We start from the raw sequence: 18,512 nt of genomic DNA, 5'->3' as shown, positions 1-18,512 counted from the left end.
GCTGCGCGATTGCGCTATCCTGCGCATCCCCTTGTCCTGTGCCTGTGCGCCATGCTGGTGATCTCAAACACTGTCCATCTGCCCGACGATGAGGTCGAGCTGACCGCCATCCGTGCCCAGGGTGCGGGTGGGCAGAACGTCAACAAGGTCTCCAGTGCCGTGCATCTGCGCTTCGACAGCCAGGCCTCGTCGCTGCCGCCATTCTACAAGGAGCGCTTGCTGGAGTTGCGCGACAGCCGCATCACCGAGGGTGGCGTGGTCATCATCAAGGCCCAGCAGTACCGCACCCAGGAGCAGAACCGCGCCGATGCGCTGGAGCGCCTGGCCGAACTGATCCGTAGCGCCGGCAAGACCGAGAAGGCGCGGCGCCCGACCAAGCCGACCCTGGGCTCGAAGAAGCGCCGTCTGGATGGCAAAAGCCGACGGGCGACCGTCAAGGCCGGGCGTGGAAAGGTGGACTACTGAGGCGAACCGGCATAGCTTCTGCGTATATCGTCGCGGATTCACCAGCATGCTCGACCCCAAAGTGCCCGATACGGCCGACAGCGCCGTGTACAAGACCCTGCTCGAATCGACCAAGGCCATTCCCTGGAAGATCGACTGGAAGACCATGACCTTCGCCTATATCGGCCCGCAGATCGAGCCGTTGCTGGGCTGGACGCAGCAGAGCTGGATCAGCGCCAACGACTGGGCCGAGCGCATCCATGAGGAAGACCGCGAGCGCGTGGTGAACTTCTGCATCGCCCAGTCGCAGCATGGCATCGACCACGAGGCCGACTACCGGGCGCTGACCGCCGATGGCCGCTATGTGTGGATTCGCGACGTGGTGCATGTACAACGCAACGCCGCCGGCGAGACCGAGGCGCTGATCGGCTTCATGTTCGACATCAGCGAACGCAAGAAGACCGAGGAGCAGCTGCTGGCCCTGCAGAAGCAGTTGGAGGAGTACTCCTACAAGGATGGCCTGACCGGTATCAGCAACCGGCGCATGTTCGACTCGATCCTCGAGATCGAATGGGGCAATGCCCAGCGCACTCGCCGCCCGCTGTCGCTGATCCTGCTGGATATCGACTTCTTCAAGCAGTTCAACGACCACTACGGGCATATCCGCGGCGACGACTGCCTCAGGCGTATCGGCCAGGCCCTGCAGGGCGCGGCGGCGCGGCCGCGTGATTGCGTGGCGCGCTTCGGCGGCGAGGAGTTCGTGCTGGTGCTGCCGGAGACCGATGCCGAGTCGGCAAAGAAGATCGCCGAGCGCTGCCGCAAGCTGGTGCGCAAGGAGCAGATCGCCCACGAGCAGTCCAATGTAGCGCAGCTGGTCACGGTCAGCCTGGGCGTCGGCACCATCATTCCCGAGGCCGATGACACGTCACTGGCCTTCATCGAGGCGGTCGATCGCCTGCTCTACCAGGCCAAGCAGCAGGGCCGCGACCGCCTGCTGCACGGACACTGCGGGGGCAGCGAAGTGGGTGTCCGCCAGGCGTAACCTGCGAGGGCAAGGTTGAGTAACCCGGATGCAATCCGGGTGCGGAGCCAAGTGAGCCACGTGGCTTCTGTCCCCTCTCCCGTTTACGGGAGAGGGTTAGGGAGAGGGAAAAGGACGAGCCCTCTCCCCCAGCCCCTCTCCCACAAGTGGGAGAGGGGGGTTAGGCGCGTACCCAGCGCTGCCGCGTCCAGCCACTCAGCGCATCCACCGCGAACACCAGTACCAGCATGGCAAGGATCACCGTGCTGGCCTGCGCTTCCTGGAATAGGCTGAGACTGACATAGAGCATCTGCCCCAGGCCGCCGGCACCGACGAAGCCGAGCACGCTGGCCATGCGGATATTGTTCTCCCAGCGGTACAGCGAGTAGGCCAGCAGTTGCGGCCACAGGTTGGGCAGGGTGCCGTAGCAGAAGGCACTGATCTGGCTGCCGCCCTGCAGGCGAATCGCCTCGGCCGGTGCCGTGGGCGTGTTCTCCAGCGCTTCGGCGAACAACCGACCGAGTACCCCTGCCGTGTGCAGGGCCAGGGCCAGGGTGCCGGCATTCGGGCCGAGTCCTGCAGCCAGCACAATCAGCGCCGCCCACACCAGTTCCGGAATCGCCCGCAGGCCGTTGAGCAGCAGGCGCGTGACGCTCTGTGCCAGCACGCCGAAGCGACCGGCCGCCGGCAGCGCCAGGAGCAGGCCGAGCAGGGCGGCGAGCAGGGTGCCAAGGGCCGACATGGCCAGGGTTTCCAGCGCGCCGCGACCGATGGCCAGCAGGTGACCGCTGCTCAGGTCCGGTTGCAGGAAGCGTGCAGCGTAATCGGCCATGTGCCCCAGGTTATCCGCCTGGCCCAGTGCGGCCAGGTCCAGGCCCAGGTAGCTGAAAGATGCGACGACGACGGCGACAATCGCCAGCAGCAGAGCAAGGTTGGCCAGCCGATTCATGCCAGCCTCCCGCGCAGTACGCGGCTCAGCGCGTCAGCCAGCAGCACCAGGAGGAGGAAGGTCAGCAGCATGCTGGCCACCTCGCCGCCGGCGAACATGCGCAGCGACAGGTCGATCTGCTGGCCCAGGCCGCCAGCGCCGACGAAGCCCATCACCACCGAGGCGCGGATCGCGCATTCCCAGCGGTACACGGTGTAGGAGGTCAGCTCGGCGGCGGCATTCGGCAGCAGGCCGTAGACGAAGGCACTGAGTCGGCCGCTGCCGCCCTGCAGCAGGGCGTGCATGGGGCGCTGGTCGACCGACTCGAGGATTTCCGCATAGACCTTGCCGAGCATGCCGGCGTAGGTGATGGCGATGGCCAGCACCCCGGCGGTCGGGCCGAGGCCGACGGCACGGACGAACAGCAGGGCCCAGACGATCTCCGGCACGCTGCGCAGGAAGATCAGCAGGCCGCGCACCGGCCAGCGCAGGGCCTGGCCCAGCGCACTGGGACGGCCGCCGCGCGAGGCCGCCGACAGCGACAGCGCGCGGCTGGCGGCCAGACCGGCGGGAATCGCCACCAGCAGTGCCAGGGCCATGCCGGCGGTGGCGATGGCCAGGGTCTGCAGGGTGGCGTCGAGCAGCAGCTGGAGGAACTCCGGGGTGTGCGCCGGCGGCCAGAAGGCGGCGACGAAGCGGCCCATCTCGCTTTGGCTGTCGGCCTGCAGCAGCACGCCCGGGTTCAGCTCGGCGAGCTGGATGCCCGGCCACAACAGTGCCACGGCCAGCACCGTCAGCAGCAGGCGGGGCAGGGCAGCGGGGTCGCGGCTGTCGCTTCTCAGCATCGCGGAATCTGCAGGGTCAGGCTCACTGCCGGCGCCTGTGGCGACACCAGCTGCTCGTTGGCGTAGAGCGCGTCGAGCAGTTCCTGGCTGACTTCGCTGGCCGGGCGATCGAAGACGATCTGCCCCTCGCGCACCCCGACGATGCGCGGAAAGTGCGCCAGCGCCAGGTCCACTGCGTGCAGGCTGGCGACCAGGGTCACGCCGCGCGCCTCGGCATGCCGGCACAGCACGGAGAGGGTGTGGTCGGCCAGCACCGGGTCCATCGCCGACACCGGCTCGTCGGCCAGCAGCAGCTCGGGGTCCTGGTACAGCGCACGGGCGATGCCGACGCGCTGCAGCTGGCCGCCGGAGAGCTGCTGGCACTGGGCAAACAGCTTGTCGGCCAGGTCCAGGCGGGCGAGCACTTCCCTGGCCCCGGGAATATCGACGGGGTGCAGCAGGTTCAGCAGACTCTTGCCCAGCCCCCACTGGCCGAGCTTGCCGGCCAGCACCGCGGTCACCACCCGCTGCCTGGGCGGCAGCGGTGGCGCCTGGTGGATCAGGCCGATGCGCGTGCGCAGGCGCTGGCGTGCCCTGGCAGGCAGGTGCCAGGGGGCGGCGCCCAGCAGCTCGACGCTGCCGCTACTCGGCGCCAGGGCGCTGGCCAGCAGGCCCAGCAGGCTGGACTTGCCGGCGCCAGAAGGGCCGATGATGGCCACTCGCTCACCGCTGGCAATACTCAGGTCCACGCCGCGCAGGGCGTGGACCCCGTTGCCGTGCTGCAGGTGCGCGCCGGTCAGGCGCAGGCTCATTTCAGCAGGTCGGCGGCGCGGGCGGCGTCTTCGATGCCCTTGTAGTTCTCGGGCTTGGTTTCGATGAAGCGCGAGGCAGCCTGCAGGTCGAGGATCGCTTTGTGCTCCGGGTTGGCCGGGTCGAGGGCGAGGAAGGCCTGCTTGATCTTCGCGGCCAGGGCCGGGTCGAGGGTGCCGCGCACGGTCCAGTTGTAGTCGTAGTAGGCCGGGGTGGTGGCGAATACCTTGACCTTGCTGGTGTCGACCTTGCCGGCGGCGACCAGCTTGTCCCATACGCTGGCGTTGAGCACACCGCCGTCGACCTTGCCGGCCTGGACCCAGGCGGCAGTGGCGTCATGCGCACCGGAGTAGCCGACGCGGCTGAAGAAGGTTTCCGGCTTGATCCCGTCCTGCAGCATGAAGTAGCGCGGCATCAGGCTGCCGGAGGTGGAGGACACCGAGCCGAAGGCGAAGCTCTTGCCCTTGAGGTCGGCCAGCGACTTCACGTCCGGGTTGGCGCTGATGAACTTGCTGGTGAACTGGGCGTCCTGCTCGCGCTGCACCAGTGGGATGGCGTCGCCGGTCTTCAGGCGTACCTGAACGAAGGTGAAGCCGCCCAGCCAGGCCAGGTCCAGGCGGTCGGTAGCCAGGGCCTCGACCACGGCCGGGTAATCGGCGACCGGGACGAACTCGACTTTCATGCCCAGCTCTTTTTCCAGGTAGGCGCCCAGCGGCTTGAACTTGCGCAGCAGCTCGGTGGGGGCCTCGTCGGGAATGGCGCTGACTTTGAGGACGTCGGCGGCCTGGGCAGCCAGGGCGGTAAAGGACAGGGCCAGGCCAGCAGACAGGGCCAGAACGGGCTTGAGCATGAAGATTCTCCGGTTCAATAGCGGAAAAGGTTCGAAGGGGCCGCCGATCGGGCGGGCTCCGTCAGGTTAGTAGAACGGCGGCGATTATATGAGTGACCGGGATAAAGAACAGCTTTGCTAGAATCCGCCGCCTGTTATCCGATTTGCCGAGAGCGTTGCGATGAGCGAGCCGATCCGCCTGACCCAGTACAGCCACGGTGCCGGTTGTGGCTGCAAGATTTCCCCCAAGGTGCTGGAGGTGATCCTCGCCGGCAGCGGCGCGCAGAACCTCGACCCGAAGCTCTGGGTCGGCAACGCCTCGCGCGACGACGCGGCGGTCTATGCGCTGGATGAGGAGCGCGGAGTGGTCTCCACCACCGACTTCTTTATGCCGATCGTCGATGACCCCTATGACTTCGGACGCATCGCCGCGACCAACGCCATCAGCGACATCTACGCCATGGGCGGCGACCCATTGATGGCCATCGCTATCCTCGGCTGGCCGGTCAATGTGCTGCCGGCGGAAGTGGCCCGCGAGGTGATCCGTGGCGGCCGCGCCGTGTGCGACGCCGCCGGCATCCCGCTGGCCGGTGGGCACTCGATCGACGCGCCGGAGCCGATCTTCGGTCTGGCGGTGACCGGCGTGGTCGACAAGAAGCACATGAAGCGCAACGACACCGCCACGGCGGGCTGCCAGCTGTATCTCTCCAAACCGCTGGGTATCGGCATCCTCACCACCGCCGAGAAGAAGGCCAAGCTGCGCGAGCAGGACGTCGGTCTGGCACGCGACTGGATGTGCACCCTGAACAAACCCGGCAGCCGCTTCGGCAAGCTGGCTGGCGTGCAGGCGATGACCGACGTCACCGGCTTCGGTCTGCTCGGCCACCTGGTGGAGATGGCCGATGGCGCGGGCCTCACCGCCCAGCTGGATTACGCCGCCGTGCCGCGCCTGCCGGGCGTCGACTACTACCTGGCCGAGGGCTGCGTGCCGGGCGGCACCCTGCGCAACTTCGACAGCTACGGCGAGAAGATCGCGCCGATTTCCGAGCAGCAGCGCAATCTGCTGTGCGACCCGCAGACCAGTGGTGGCCTGCTGATCGCCGTCAGCCCTGAGGGCGAGGCCGAGTTCCTCGTCGTGGCCGCCGAGCTGGGCCTGACCCTCGCGCCCATCGGCCAGCTGGTTGCACGACAGCGTTACGCGGTAGAGGTTCTGTGATGCGCGACAACACGGCCGACTACCGCGACATCTTCCTCAACGACCTGCCGATGATGGACATGCGCGCCCCGGTGGAATTCACCAAGGGCGCCTTCCCCAATGCCATCAGCCTGCCACTGATGACTGACATCGAGCGGCAGAAGGTTGGTACCTGCTACAAGCAGAAGGGCCAGCAGGCGGCTATCGAGCTGGGCCACCAGCTGGTCTCCGGCAAGGTCAAGGCTGCGCGGGTCGAGGCCTGGGAGGCCTTCGCCCGGGCCAACCCGAACGGCTACCTGTATTGTTTCCGTGGCGGCCTGCGCTCGCAGATCGTCCAGCAGTGGCTCAAGGATGCCGGCATCGACTACCCACGGGTGATCGGTGGCTACAAGGCCATGCGTACCTTCTTGATCGAGACCCTCGACAGCGCGGTGGCCGAGTGCGACTTCGTCATCGTCGGCGGCATGACCGGCACCGGCAAGACCGAGGTGATCGCCGCACTCGACAACAGCATCGACCTGGAAGGCCACGCCAATCACCGTGGCTCCAGCTTCGGCAAGCGTGCCACCGGCCAGCCGGCACAGATCGACTTCGAGAACCGCCTGGCCATCGACCTGCTCAAGCGCCGCGCGCGTGGTCAGCAGCAGTTCGTGCTGGAAGACGAGAGTCGCCTGATCGGCACCTGCTCGCTGCCGCTGTCGCTGCACCAGGGCATGCAGGACTACCCGCTGGTCTGGCTGGAAGACAGCGTTGCCGATCGCGTCGAGCGCATCCTGCGCGACTATGTTATCGACCTGGCCGCCGAATTCCTCGCCGTACATGGCGAGGAGCAGGGTTTTGCGCTGTTCGCCGCGCGCCTGCTGCAGAGCATGGACAATATCCAGAAACGCCTGGGCGGCGAGCGCCATGCGCGGCTACGGGCCATCCTGGCGCAGGCACTGGACGAGCAGGCGCGCAGCGGCGCGGTGGACCTGCACCGGGCCTGGATCGGGGCGCTGCTGAACGAGTACTACGACCCGATGTACGTCTACCAGCGCGAGAGCAAGGCCGCGCGCATCGAATTCGCCGGCGAGCACGATGCCGTGCTGGCCTATCTGCGCGACCGCGCATCACGGAGCAAGGCATGAAACTGAAAGACCACCCGGACGCCCTGGACTGCACCCTGTACCGCCCGGACGAGAACGACCCGGACGCCGAGGAACTGGAACTGGGCGACGGCCACGTGCTGTTTGAGGGGCCTTTCGAGGCGCCTGCCGAGTGGGATGCCGCCGAGCGCGAGGACTACTTCGACGGCAGTGATCCTGCGCTGTTCGTCACCGCGCGCATCGAGAGCCCGGCCAAGGCCGACAGCAACGACTTCTTCGTTGCCGAGCCCGGCGACTACCTGGCGGTGATGCGCGGCATGCAGGTGGAGATGTACTACGTCTACGACCGCGCCGATGCCAGCTATGTGCTGATCCGCGACGATCAGCTGGACTGACGGGGGATTTCCTATTCCTTGGTCCTGCTCCCGCGATTGGGAGTTGTGGGGCGTACGGAGCCGTTAGGGTTGCAACGGGTCGTGAGGGGCGTCGTCGGGTTAGCCCTGCGCCGCGTCGCACTCCCTCACCCCCAGCCCCTCTCCCGGTGGGAGAGGGGAGTGTCCGTCCTGGCGGTTTTTTCCGCGAAGTCGGCGGTGCCGGCGAGCATGGTCCGGCTGAGGCAAGGTTGGCTTGTCTCCCTCTCCCCTCGGGAGAGGGCTGGGGTGAGGGACTCTGGCATCGCGCTTCGCCCAGTCCTTAGGTCTGGCCCCTGACGACCCGGATCCCCAGAAAAAACGCCGCCCTCGGGCGGCGTTTTCGTTCAGCCTCGGCAGACGCGGGCGATGGCTTCGGCCAGGTAGTCCAGGCGAGCCTCGCTCATCCCCGCCATGCTGGCGCGACCACTGCTGACCAGGTACACGCTGAGCTCGTCGCGCAGGCGTTGCACCTGCTCTGGCGTCAGGCCGGTGTAGGAGAACATGCCGCGCTGCGCGGCGATATGCGCAAAACGTTCGGCCAGGCCGTGCGGGCGCAGGGCCTCGACCAGGCCCGTGCGCAGGTCGGCTACGCGTCGGCGCATGGCATCGACTTCCGCTGCCCACAGGGCCTTCAGCTCGGCATCGCCGAGAATCTCGGCCACTACTGCAGCGCCATGGGCGGGCGGGGTCGACCACAGGTTGCGGGCAAGCAGGGCCAGCTGGCTGCGGATATCGATCAGCTTCTCGACGTTATCCGCCCGCACGATCAGCGCGCCTGTGCGTTCGCGATAGAGACCGAAGTTCTTCGAGCAGGAGCTGGTGACCAGCAGTTCCGGCAGCTCGGCGCCGAACAGGCGCACGGCCCAGGCATCTTCCTCCAGGCCGTCGCCGAAGCCCTGGTAGGCGAAGTCGATCAGCGGCAGCAGCTCGCGGGCCTTGACCACCTCCAGCACGCGCTTCCAGTCGCGCGGGGCGAGGTCGAAGCCGGTGGGGTTGTGGCAGCACGCATGCAGCAGCACCACATCGCCCCTGGGCAGGTGGGCGAGGGCGGCGAGCATGGTCTCGACGTTGAGGCGGTTGTCCGCGCCGACATAGGCATAGTGGCCGACCTTGAGGCCACAGGCGGCGAACAGCGTCTCGTGGATCGGCCAGGTCGGGTCGCTGAGCCAGATGCCTCTACCCGGAAGATTCCTGGCGATAAATTCGCCGGCCAGGCGCAGGGCGCCGGTACCGCCGGGCGTCTGGGTGGCGCCGAGCAGGCCATCGGCGAGCAGCGCGTTGCCGGTGCCGAAGCACAGCTCCAGCAGGCGTTCGCCGAACTCCGGTGCGCCGTGGCCGCCGATGTAGGTCTTGCTGGTTTCGCCATCGATCAGGCGTTGCTCGGCCAGCTTCACCGCGCGCGGGATGGGCGTCAGACCGGAGGCGTCCTTGTACACGCCGACGCCCAGGTCGAGCTTGGCCGGGTTGCCATCGGCGCGGTAGGCGTCGAGCAGGCCGAGAATGGGGTCGCCCGGCACCCGGGCGATGGTGGCGAAGTGTTTCACTTGCGCCCCTCGGCTGCGTTGGCCAGCACGTCGGTGCGCGCGGCCATGATGAAGTCGTTACGGTGCAAACCCTTCATCTCATGGCTCCACCAGGTCACCGTGACCTTGCCCCACTCGGTGAGCAGGGCCGGATGATGGCCGACTTCCTCGGCGATGGCGCCCACCGCGTTGGTGAAGGCCAGGGCATGGCGGAAGTTCTTGAACAGGTACTGGCGCTCCAGCTCCATGTGGCCGTCACGTACTTCGATGTTCCAGTCGGGGATCTCGCGGATCAGCGTGGCCAGCTCTTCTTCGCTGACATGGGGCGCATCGGCGCGGCAGGCTTCGCATTGGGCTTGGGCAAGGCTCATCGGTTTTCTCCTGAAATGGGCTGTCTGTAGGGTGGACAACGGCCACAGGCCTTGTCCACCAGGGGGCGTGGATAAGCCGCAAGCGGCGTTATCCACCCTACGCGGCTTTCGGCGGGAACTTCGGCGCGTGCAGACCGAGCGTCATGGCCTGCTGCACCAGGCCCATGATGTCCTCCTGGGCCAGGTCGAACAGGCGCTTGAGGTCCGGCAGGACGAAATACAGCGGCTGCAGGATGTCGATGCGGTAGGGCGTGCGCATGGCTTCCAGTGGGTCGAAGACCTGGTGTTCCGGCTCGTTGGAGAGCGAGTAGACCGTCTCCTTGGGCGAGGAGAGGATGCCGCCGCCGTAGATGCGCCGGCCGGCCGGAGTATCGACCAGGCCGAACTCGATGGTCATCCAGTACAGCCGCGCCAGGTACACGCGCTGTTCCTTGGTCGCGGCCAGACCGAGCTTGCCGTAGGTGTGGGTGAATTCGGCGAACCAGGGGTTGGTCAGCAGCGGGCAGTGGCCGAAGATCTCGTGGAAGATGTCCGGCTCCTGCAGGTAGTCCAGCTCTTCCGGGGTGCGGATAAAGGTGGCGACCGGGAAGCGCTTGCTGGCCAGCAGCTCGAAGAAGGTCTGGAAGGGAATCAGCGCCGGCACCTGGGCCACGCTCCAGCCGGTGGTGGCACCGAGCACCTGGTTGATCTCGCCGAGCTGGGGGATGCGCTCATGCGGCAGGCGCAGCTGTTCGATGCCGTCGAAGTACTCCTGGCAGGCGCGGCCTTCCAGCACCTTCATCTGCCGGGTGATCAGGGTGTTCCACACCTGGTGCTCGCTGTCCGAGTAATGGATGAAGCCGCTCTCGTCCGGTTGCCGAGCTACGTACTGCGTGCCTTTCATGCAGGTCTCCCGCTGGGCTGTTGTTCTTGTCTGGGACAAGGGATAACGCCGATGGCGCAACCTGAGGAGGGGCTGGCAACCTCGTCGAGCCAGAAGGAGTGGGCTTTTTCGTAAAGAATTGATTACGACTATGTGGAAATGACAGATGGCGACCTTGTTGCTGGTCCTGGCTGTCACATATTCTTGACGAAAAATGACGGCCGCCTTGCGAAAACTCGGCCGCTCCCGCCCGACAATCACAATTCAAGGGGCTCAGCGTGCGCATCAAAGTCCACTGCCAGAACCGCGTCGGCATCCTGCGCGACATCCTCAACCTGCTGGTCGACTACGGCATCAACGTCGCCCGTGGCGAAGTCGGCGGCGAGCAGGGCAACGCCATCTATTTGCACTGCCCGAACCTGATCAACCTGCAGTTTCAGTCGCTGCGGCCGAAGTTCGAGGCCATTCCCGGCGTGTTCGGCGTCAAGCGCGTCGGCCTGATGCCCAGCGAACGCCGTCACCTGGAGCTCAACGCGCTGCTTGGCGCGCTGGATTTCCCGGTGCTCTCCATCGACATGGGCGGCTCGATCGTGGCCGCCAACCGCAGCGCGGCGCAGCTGCTCGGCGTGCGCGTCGACGAGGTGCCGGGCATGGCGCTGTCGCGCTATATCGAGGACTTCGACCTGCCCGAGCTGGTGCGCGCCAACAAGTCGCGGGTCAACGGCCTGCGGGTGCGGGTCAAGGGCGATGTGTTCCTCGCCGACATCGCGCCGCTGCAGTCCGAGCATGACGAGAGCGAGGCGCTGGCCGGCGCCGTGCTGACCCTGCACCGTGCCGACCGCGTCGGTGAGCGTATCTATAACGTGCGCAAGCACGAGCTGCGCGGCTTCGACTCGATCTTCCAGAGCTCCAGGGTGATGGCCGCGGTGGTGCGCGAAGCGCGGCGCATGGCGCCGCTGGATGCGCCGCTGCTGATCGAGGGCGAGACCGGCACCGGCAAGGAACTGCTGGCGCGCGCCTGCCATCTGGCCAGCCCGCGTGGCCAGTCGCCGTTCATGGCGCTGAACTGCGCGGGGCTGCCGGAATCCATGGCCGAGACTGAGCTGTTCGGCTACGGCCCCGGCGCCTTCGAGGGCGCGCGCCCGGAGGGCAAGCTCGGCCTACTGGAGCTGACGGCCGGCGGCACGCTGTTTCTCGACGGTGTCGGCGAGATGAGCCCGCGCCTGCAGGCCAAGCTGCTGCGCTTCCTGCAGGACGGCTGCTTCCGCCGCGTGGGCAGCGACGAGGAGGTGTACCTGGATGTGCGGGTGATCTGCGCCACCCAGGTCGACCTGTCTGAGCTGTGCGCCAAAGGCGAATTCCGCCAGGACCTGTATCACCGCCTGAACGTCCTCTCGCTGCATATCCCGCCACTGCGCGAGTGCCTGGATGGCCTGGCGCCGCTGGTCGAGCACTTCCTCGACTCGGCCAGCCGGCAGATCGGCTGCCCGCTACCCAAGCTGGCGCCGCAGGCCTTCGAGCGCCTGGCCCACTACCACTGGCCGGGCAACGTGCGCCAGCTGGAGAACGTGCTGTTCCAGGCCGTGTCGCTGTGCGACGGCGGCACCGTGAAGGCCGAGCATATCCGTCTGCCGGACTATGGTGCGCCGCAGCCGCTGGGCGATTTCTCCATCGACGGCGACCTCGATGCGATCCTCGGCCGCTTCGAGAAAGCGGTGCTGGAGCGCCTGTACGCCGAGCATCCGAGCAGCCGCCAGCTGGGCAAGCGCCTGGGCGTGTCGCACACCACCATTGCCAACAAGCTGCGTCAGCACGGGGTGGGCAAGGACTAGGGCTACGACCTTGGTGCAATGGTTGCGGCGCGGGCGAGGGCGTAGAAAGTCGTCATCCGGCTCCTGCGATATCCGGATGCGTTTCTGACATTCCTCCCCGGAATGACTTGGCGGGCGACCCTAGGGTCGCCTTTTTTTTGCCTGCCGTTTAGCCGGAAGGCGGCCCTGAGACCATGGTCGTAGAGCGGTAAGACCATGGTCGAATGGCCCCACAGGGTGTCGGGGGATACAAAAGGAGCCATACAAAAACAACCGCCCTTTGAGGTATCCGTCATGACTGCTGCTTCCATTTACCCCGTGCGTCCCGAGGTGGCCGCCAATACCTTGACCGACGAAGCCACCTACAAGGCGATGTACCAGCAGTCGGTGATCAATCCGGACGGTTTCTGGCGCGAGCAGGCCAAGCGCATCGACTGGATTAAGCCGTTCACCAAGGTCAAGCAGACCTCTTTCGACGACCACCATGTCGACATCAAGTGGTTCGCCGATGGCACCCTCAACCTCTCGGCCAACTGCCTGGACCGCCACCTGGAAACCCGTGGTGACCAGATCGCCATCATCTGGGAAGGTGACGATCCCTCCGAGCACCGCGAAATCACCTACCGCGAACTGCACGAGCAGGTGTGCAAGTTCGCCAACGCCCTGCGTGGCCAGGACGTGCACCGTGGCGATGTGGTGACCATCTACATGCCGATGATTCCGGAAGCGGCGGTGGCCATGCTGGCCTGCGCGCGCATCGGTGCCATCCACTCGGTGGTGTTCGGCGGCTTCTCGCCGGAGGCCCTGGCCGGTCGCATCATCGACTGCAAGTCGAAGGTGGTAATCACCGCCGACGAAGGCGTGCGCGGCGGCAAGAAGGTTCCGCTGAAGAGCAACGTCGATGATGCCCTGACCAACCCGGAAACCCACAGCGTGCAGAAGGTCATCGTGGCCAAGCGCACCGGCTCCGAGATCAAGTGGAACCAGCACCGCGACATCTGGTACGAAGACCTGATGAAAGTCGCCGGCTCCACCTGCGCACCCAAGGAGATGGGGGCCGAGGAGCCGCTGTTCATCCTCTATACCTCCGGCTCCACCGGCAAGCCCAAGGGTGTGCTGCACACCACTGGCGGCTACCTGGTGTATGCCTCGCTGACCCATGAGCGGGTGTTCGACTACCGCCCGGGCGAAGTCTTCTGGTGCACCGCCGACATCGGCTGGGTCACCGGCCATACCTACCTGATCTACGGCCCGCTCTCCAACGGCGCCACCACCGTCATGTTCGAGGGTGTGCCGAACTATCCGGACGTCACCCGCGTGGCGCAGATTATCGACAAGCACAAGGTCAATATCCTCTACACCGCGCCGACCGCCATTCGCGCCATGATGGCTGAAGGCAAGGCGGCGGTGCAGGGTGCCGATGGTTCCAGCCTGCGCCTGCTCGGTTCGGTCGGTGAGCCGATCAACCCGGAAGCCTGGCACTGGTACTACGAGAATGTCGGCCAGAGCCGCTGCCCGATCGTCGACACCTGGTGGCAGACCGAGACCGGTGCCTGCCTGATGACCCCGCTGCCGGGTGCTCACGCGATGAAGCCGGGCTCCGCCGCCCGGCCGTTCTTCGGCGTGCAGCCGGCCCTGGTGGACAACCTGGGCAACATCCTTGAGGGTGCTACCGAGGGCAACCTGGTCATCATCGATTCCTGGCCGGGACAGGCCCGCACCCTGTATGGTGACCACGACCGCTTCGTCGACACCTACTTCAACACCTTCAAGGGCATGTACTTCACCGGTGACGGCGCGCGTCGCGACGAGGATGGCTACTGGTGGATCACCGGTCGTGTGGACGACGTACTCAACGTCTCCGGCCACCGCATGGGCACCGCCGAGATCGAAAGCGCCATGGTCGCGCATGCCAAGGTCGCCGAGGCCGCGGTGGTGGGCGTACCGCACGACATCAAGGGCCAGGGCATCTATGTCTACGTAACCCTGAATGCCGGCGAGGAACCGTCCGAACAACTGCGTCAGGAACTGAAGAACTGGGTGCGCAAGGAGATCGGCCCGATCGCCTCGCCAGACGTCATCCAGTGGGCTCCGGGACTTCCGAAGACCCGCTCGGGCAAGATCATGCGCCGCATCCTGCGCAAGATCGCCGTTGCCGAATACGATTCTCTCGGCGACATCTCCACGCTGGCCGATCCTGGCGTGGTGCAGCACCTCATCGACACTCATCGCACCATGCAAGCCGCCTGACGGCAGCCACGCAACGTGCACGACCCCGGCCACAAGCCGGGGTTTGTCGTTTCTGGGGTCGCTACGCAGGTTCATTGACGCGCGGCAGTGCAGGGCGGCGTTGTGGCGCTGAAAATGCGTGTAGACAAGGATGAGGATTGTGCTGATGAACGATACCGATCTCTGGGCCGGTTGGTGCGAGGGCTGGGGGCCGCTGTGCCGTCAGCCGCAAACCATCGAGCGCGTGCGCGACCTGGTTGCGCGACTGGTCGCCGCCGGCCGCCTGGCTGACCAGGCGCATGGGCTGGAGCTGCTGCGCAGTGCCGACCGGCTGACCAGCATGGCCCTGAGCCTGGTGGCGCACATGACCTATGCGCGGCGCATCGACCTCGACGGCGGTGAACTGGCTGCCGAGGACTTCAAGGCCGTTCCCGAGGGGCACACCGGCGGTTCGCTGAACATGGTGCCGGCCTTCGTCGGCTATCTGCTGGCCAATGCCCTGAGTGCGACGACCCGTGGCTGGCTGATGGGGCAGGGCCACTGCGTGGCAGCCATCGAGGCGATCAACACCCTGACCGGCGATCTGTCGCCGACCCAGCAGGGCCGCTATGACCGCAGTGCGGCCGGACTGGCCAGGCTGATCGGCGATTTCTACTCCTACGCCATCGATGCCCAGGGCATGCCAGCCGTGCCGCTGGGCAGCCATGCCGGGCCGCACACGGCCGGTGCGGTGTGCGAGGGCGGCTACCTCGGCTTCGCCGGCCTGCAGTACGTGCACATGCCGTTGCCAGGCGAGCGCCTGGTGGCCTTTCTCAGTGATGGCGCTTTCGAGGAACAGCGCGGCTCGGACTGGGCGCCACGCTGGTGGCGGGCCGAGGATTGCGGACTGGCGGTGCCGGTGATGATCCTCAATGGCCGGCGCATTGAGCAGCGCACGCAGATCGTGCAGCAGGGCGGTGCCGCCTGGATGGCCGAGGACCTGCGCCTCAATGGTTTCGATCCGCTGATCATCGACGGCCGCGATCCGGCGGCGATCGCCTGGGCCATCCTCGAAGCCGAGGCGCGTCTGCAAGCCTTCGCCGCTGATCCGCAGCGTCGCTACCCGGCACCACTGCCCTACGTGATCGCTGTCACCGAGAAGGGCTTCGGCTTCCCCGGAGCCGGCAGCAATGCGGCGCACAACCTGCCGCTGGCGGCCAATCCGCACACGGATGCGCGGGCTCGCCTGCAGTTCAACGCGGCGGCGCGGGCATTGCACGTGCCCCCGGCCGAGCTGGAGGCCGCCATCGCCTGTCTGAACAACCATGAGCGTGTGGCGCGCCCGCGCGAAAGCCAGCACCCGATGGTGCACCGCCATCCGGCGCCGGCGCAGCTGCCACCGGTGCACTGGCAGGCGCCTGGCGCGCACGGCAGCGCGATGAGCGCGCTGGATCGCTGGTTCGTCGAGCTGGTGCGGGCCAACCCGCAGTTGCGCGTGCGGGTCGGCAACCCCGACGAGCTGGCCAGCAACAAGATGGGCGAGACCCTGGCGCTGCTGCGACACCGGGTCAACGCGCCGGAGCCGGGCGTGGCCGAGGACCTGCACGGCGCGGTGATTACCGCACTCAACGAAGAGGCCGTCGCGGCGGCGGCACTGGGCAACAAGGGTGGGCTGAACCTGATCGTCAGCTACGAGGCGTTCGCCGTGAAGATGCTCGGCCTGCTGCGCCAGGAGGCGATCTTTGCCCGTCACCAGAAACTGCTCGGCCAGGCGCCGGGCTGGCTCGCCGTGCCCCTGATCGTGACGTCGCACACCTGGGAGAACGCCAAGAACGAACAATCGCACCAGGACCCGACCATCGGCGAAGCGCTGCTCGGCGAAATGGCCGACACCACGCGGGTGCTGTTCCCGGTCGACGCCAACAGCGCCCAGGCCGCCCTGCAGGCGCTCTACGGCGAGCGTGGCCAGCTTGGCTGCCTGGTGGTGTCGAAGCGCGAGGTGGCCGGCCAGCTGGACGCTGAGGCCTGTCGCCAGCTGCTGCAGCAGGGCGCGTTGCACCTGCGCGGCGACCCTGCCGACGCCGAGGTGCAACTGGTGGCTATCGGCGCCTATCAACTGGAGCAGGCGCTGCTGGCTCACGCCGAACTGGCCGCGCGCGGCTGCCGCACCTGCGTCACCCTGATCATCGAGCCGGGTCGCCTGCGCAGCCCGCGGGATGAGCTGGAGGCCGCCTTCGTGCTGGATGAGGCCCGCCTGCAGGCGCTGTTCCCGCGCCGCCTGCCGCGTGTGCTGCTGTGCCATACCCGTCCCGAGCCTATGCTGGGTGTATTGCGCCGCCTCGATGGTGGCTCGGAATGCACGCGTGCCCTGGGCTACATCAACCGCGGCGGCACGCTGGATGTCGACGGCATGCTGTTCGCCAACCGTTGCACTTGGGCCCATGCGGTCGAGGCCGTGGCAGCACTCAGCGGTCGCCCGCTGCCCAGTCTGCTCGATGAGCCCCGGCGCCTGGCCATCCAGGGCCTGGGGCGGGCTGCCGATCTGCACATTGCCAATCTCGAAAGGAACATCTGATGGCCAAGCTTTCTCTGACCAGCCTCGGTGGTGCCGGCACCGTAACCGGCTCCAAGCATCTGCTGACCTGTGGCGATACCCGTCTGCTGATCGACTGCGGGCTGTTCCAGGGGCTGAAGAACTTGCGCGAGTTGAACTGGCAGCGGTTGCCGATCAATCCCGGCGACATCGATGCGGTGGTGCTGACCCATGCTCACCTGGACCATTGCGGCTACCTGCCGCGGCTGGTGCTGGATGGCTTTTCCGGGCGCATCCACTGCAGCAGTGCGACCCGCGACGTGGCCGAGCTGATCCTGCGTGACAGCGCCTTCCTGCAGGAGAAGGACGCCGAGCTGGCCAACCGCAAGGGCTTCTCCAAGCACTCGCCGGCCCTGCCTCTGTATCGCGTCGCCGATATCGACCGGACCATGGCGCTGTTCAAACCGGCGGCACTGCATGAGGAAGTGGCGCTGCCGGGGGATGGTCGCCTGCTGCTGCGCCGCGCCGGGCATATTCTCGGCGCGTCCACCGCGCAGATCGACATCGGTGGTCGACGCATCCTGTTCTCCGGCGACCTGGGGCGTTATGACGATCCGGTCATGCACGATCCCGAGAGCGTGCCGGAGGCGGACTACGTGGTGATCGAGTCGACCTACGGCAACCGTCGTCACGACACCACCGATCCGCTGGATGCGCTCGAAGAGGTGATCAAGCGCACCGTGCAGCGCGGCGGCACGGTGGTGATCCCGGCCTTCGCCGTGGGCCGTGCGCAATCGCTGATCCACAGTCTCTGGCAGCTGCGCCGCAGTGGTCGGCTGCACAACCTGCCGGTCTATCTCGACAGCCCCATGGCCACCAGTGCCAGCGAACTGTTGCAGCGTTACCCCAAGGAGCACCGTCTGGGCCGGCAGGACTGCGAGGCGGCCTGCGACTCGGTCACCTATGTGCGCGATGTCGAGGAATCCAAGGCGCTGTCGGCCAACCGCTACCCGAAGGTGATCATCTCGGCCAGCGGCATGGCCACCGGGGGGCGCGTGCTGCACCACATCGCCGCCTTCGGTGCGGATCACCGCAACACCTTGCTGTTCTCCGGCTACCAGGCTGCCGGCACACGCGGGCGCAAACTGCTGGAAGGGGCTCGCGAAACCAAGATCTATGGCCAGTGGCTGCCGATCAACGCGGAAATCGCCGAGCTGCCGATGCTGTCGGCGCATGCCGACAGCGACGAGCTGATGCGCTGGCTGTCCGGCTTCCAGCGCGCGCCGCGGCGGGTTTTCGTGGTGCACGGCGAGGCGGATGCCTCCGAGGCACTGCGCGAGCGCATCCAGCGCGAACTCGGCTGGTCGGTGTGCGTGCCGCTGCAGGGGCAGGAATTCGAGCTGTGAGTAACAGCGTCGAGTAACACCTCGCCCACTTTTGGGGTGGGCGGGGAACGCCGTGCCCTGCATGCGTGCATGATTGGATGCGGGTGCGGGGCTGCAGGCCCTGTGGAATAGGGTGTTTGTATTTTATGGCCTGCTTATTGCTGTATTACAAAGTTTTGTTTGTGTCCCCTTGGTCATCTTTTGGCTGGCCTGTCAATACGCGCTCCGCGCTCGCCCTGTGCTTCTGTAATTTGTTGTCGCTTTGAAGAA

At 66.5% G+C, this 18,512-nt stretch carries 16 protein-coding genes; 9 read left to right on the top strand and 7 right to left on the bottom strand.

Annotated elements, in window-relative coordinates; all coding sequences use genetic code 11:
* Nucleotides 1-51 precede the first annotated feature (51 nt).
* Together arfB and ACOAPY_RS14290 are read left to right on the top strand one after the other, a co-directional pair.
* Entirely contained in the window at nucleotides 52-465 is a 414-nt protein-coding gene (gene arfB / locus ACOAPY_RS14295; protein ID WP_465153715.1) for an alternative ribosome rescue aminoacyl-tRNA hydrolase ArfB, read from the top strand.
* Nucleotides 466-511: 46 nt separating this feature from the next.
* On the top strand, nucleotides 512-1,486 hold the full coding sequence (locus ACOAPY_RS14290) for a diguanylate cyclase (protein ID WP_465153714.1): 975 nt from the start codon (nucleotides 512-514) through the stop codon (nucleotides 1,484-1,486).
* Between the two features lie 160 nt (nucleotides 1,487-1,646).
* On the opposite strand, the gene phnE is transcribed toward ACOAPY_RS14290, so the two are convergent.
* Genes phnE through ACOAPY_RS14270 form a run of 4 tightly spaced genes read right to left on the bottom strand, consistent with a single transcriptional unit; the run spans nucleotide 1,647 to nucleotide 4,877 of the window.
* Nucleotides 1,647-2,414: a phosphonate ABC transporter, permease protein PhnE gene (gene phnE / locus ACOAPY_RS14285; protein ID WP_465153713.1), complete on the bottom strand. Its 768-nt coding sequence runs from the start codon at nucleotides 2,412-2,414 to the stop codon at nucleotides 1,647-1,649.
* On the bottom strand, nucleotides 2,411-3,238 hold the full coding sequence (locus tag ACOAPY_RS14280) for a PhnE/PtxC family ABC transporter permease (protein ID WP_465153712.1): 828 nt from the start codon (nucleotides 3,236-3,238) through the stop codon (nucleotides 2,411-2,413). Before ACOAPY_RS14280 ends, phnE begins: the two co-directional genes overlap by 4 nt.
* Nucleotides 3,232-4,029 carry a phosphonate ABC transporter ATP-binding protein gene (locus ACOAPY_RS14275; protein WP_465153711.1) on the bottom strand — a complete coding sequence of 266 codons (798 nt, stop codon included), beginning with the start codon at nucleotides 4,027-4,029 and terminating at the stop codon, nucleotides 3,232-3,234. The genes ACOAPY_RS14280 and ACOAPY_RS14275 overlap by 7 nt, the downstream gene beginning before the upstream one ends.
* A complete protein-coding gene (locus ACOAPY_RS14270) occupies nucleotides 4,026-4,877 on the bottom strand; it encodes a putative selenate ABC transporter substrate-binding protein (RefSeq protein WP_465153710.1) in 852 nt (283 codons plus the stop codon). Before ACOAPY_RS14270 ends, ACOAPY_RS14275 begins: the two co-directional genes overlap by 4 nt.
* A 160-nt stretch (nucleotides 4,878-5,037) precedes the next feature.
* Here ACOAPY_RS14270 and selD point away from each other — a divergent pair, with 160 nt between their 5' ends.
* Genes selD through ACOAPY_RS14255 form a run of 3 tightly spaced genes read left to right on the top strand, consistent with a single transcriptional unit; the run spans nucleotide 5,038 to nucleotide 7,531 of the window.
* Entirely contained in the window at nucleotides 5,038-6,072 is a 1,035-nt protein-coding gene (gene selD / locus ACOAPY_RS14265) for a selenide, water dikinase SelD (protein WP_465153709.1), read from the top strand.
* Complete coding sequence (gene mnmH / locus ACOAPY_RS14260) at nucleotides 6,072-7,178, top strand: tRNA 2-selenouridine(34) synthase MnmH (RefSeq protein WP_465153708.1); 1,107 nt, start codon at nucleotides 6,072-6,074, stop codon at nucleotides 7,176-7,178. The genes selD and mnmH overlap by 1 nt, the downstream gene beginning before the upstream one ends.
* A complete protein-coding gene (locus ACOAPY_RS14255; RefSeq protein WP_278958415.1) occupies nucleotides 7,175-7,531 on the top strand; it encodes a hypothetical protein in 357 nt (118 codons plus the stop codon). Before mnmH ends, ACOAPY_RS14255 begins: the two co-directional genes overlap by 4 nt.
* A 362-nt stretch (nucleotides 7,532-7,893) precedes the next feature.
* Here ACOAPY_RS14255 and ACOAPY_RS14250 read toward each other — a convergent pair whose 3' ends face one another.
* From ACOAPY_RS14250 to phhA, 3 genes are all read right to left on the bottom strand, one after another.
* Complete coding sequence (locus tag ACOAPY_RS14250; RefSeq protein ID WP_465153707.1) at nucleotides 7,894-9,093, bottom strand: amino acid aminotransferase; 1,200 nt, start codon at nucleotides 9,091-9,093, stop codon at nucleotides 7,894-7,896.
* Complete coding sequence (locus ACOAPY_RS14245; RefSeq protein ID WP_465153706.1) at nucleotides 9,090-9,443, bottom strand: 4a-hydroxytetrahydrobiopterin dehydratase; 354 nt, start codon at nucleotides 9,441-9,443, stop codon at nucleotides 9,090-9,092. Before ACOAPY_RS14245 ends, ACOAPY_RS14250 begins: the two co-directional genes overlap by 4 nt.
* 97 nt (nucleotides 9,444-9,540) lie before the next feature.
* Entirely contained in the window at nucleotides 9,541-10,365 is an 825-nt protein-coding gene (phhA, locus tag ACOAPY_RS14240; RefSeq protein ID WP_465153705.1) for a phenylalanine 4-monooxygenase, read from the bottom strand.
* Between the two features lie 218 nt (nucleotides 10,366-10,583).
* Between phhA and ACOAPY_RS14235 the strand changes: the two genes are divergently transcribed.
* The 4 genes from ACOAPY_RS14235 to ACOAPY_RS14220 all read left to right on the top strand — a co-directional run bounded on the left by ACOAPY_RS14235 (nucleotide 10,584) and on the right by ACOAPY_RS14220 (nucleotide 18,263).
* On the top strand, nucleotides 10,584-12,137 hold the full coding sequence (locus tag ACOAPY_RS14235) for a sigma-54-dependent transcriptional regulator (RefSeq protein WP_203791939.1): 1,554 nt from the start codon (nucleotides 10,584-10,586) through the stop codon (nucleotides 12,135-12,137).
* A gap of 273 nt (nucleotides 12,138-12,410) precedes the next feature.
* Nucleotides 12,411-14,366, top strand: coding sequence for an acetate--CoA ligase (gene acs, locus ACOAPY_RS14230; protein ID WP_076424795.1), 1,956 nt, complete (start codon nucleotides 12,411-12,413; stop codon nucleotides 14,364-14,366).
* A gap of 145 nt (nucleotides 14,367-14,511) precedes the next feature.
* On the top strand, nucleotides 14,512-16,899 hold the full coding sequence (locus ACOAPY_RS14225) for a phosphoketolase family protein (RefSeq protein WP_465153704.1): 2,388 nt from the start codon (nucleotides 14,512-14,514) through the stop codon (nucleotides 16,897-16,899).
* The gene (locus ACOAPY_RS14220; protein WP_465153703.1) at nucleotides 16,899-18,263 is read left to right on the top strand and encodes an MBL fold metallo-hydrolase RNA specificity domain-containing protein; all 1,365 of its coding nucleotides are present in this window, start codon (nucleotides 16,899-16,901) and stop codon (nucleotides 18,261-18,263) included. The genes ACOAPY_RS14225 and ACOAPY_RS14220 overlap by 1 nt, the downstream gene beginning before the upstream one ends.
* Nucleotides 18,264-18,512: the final 249 nt, after the last annotated feature.

The organism is Pseudomonas stagnisoli, from assembly GCF_048595745.1.
In the GTDB taxonomy this organism is placed as follows: Bacteria; Pseudomonadota; Gammaproteobacteria; order Pseudomonadales; family Pseudomonadaceae; genus Aquipseudomonas; species Aquipseudomonas alcaligenes_A.
The sequence above is the reverse complement of the archived record's forward strand: the minus strand, read 5'-3'. Positions and strand labels throughout refer to the sequence as shown.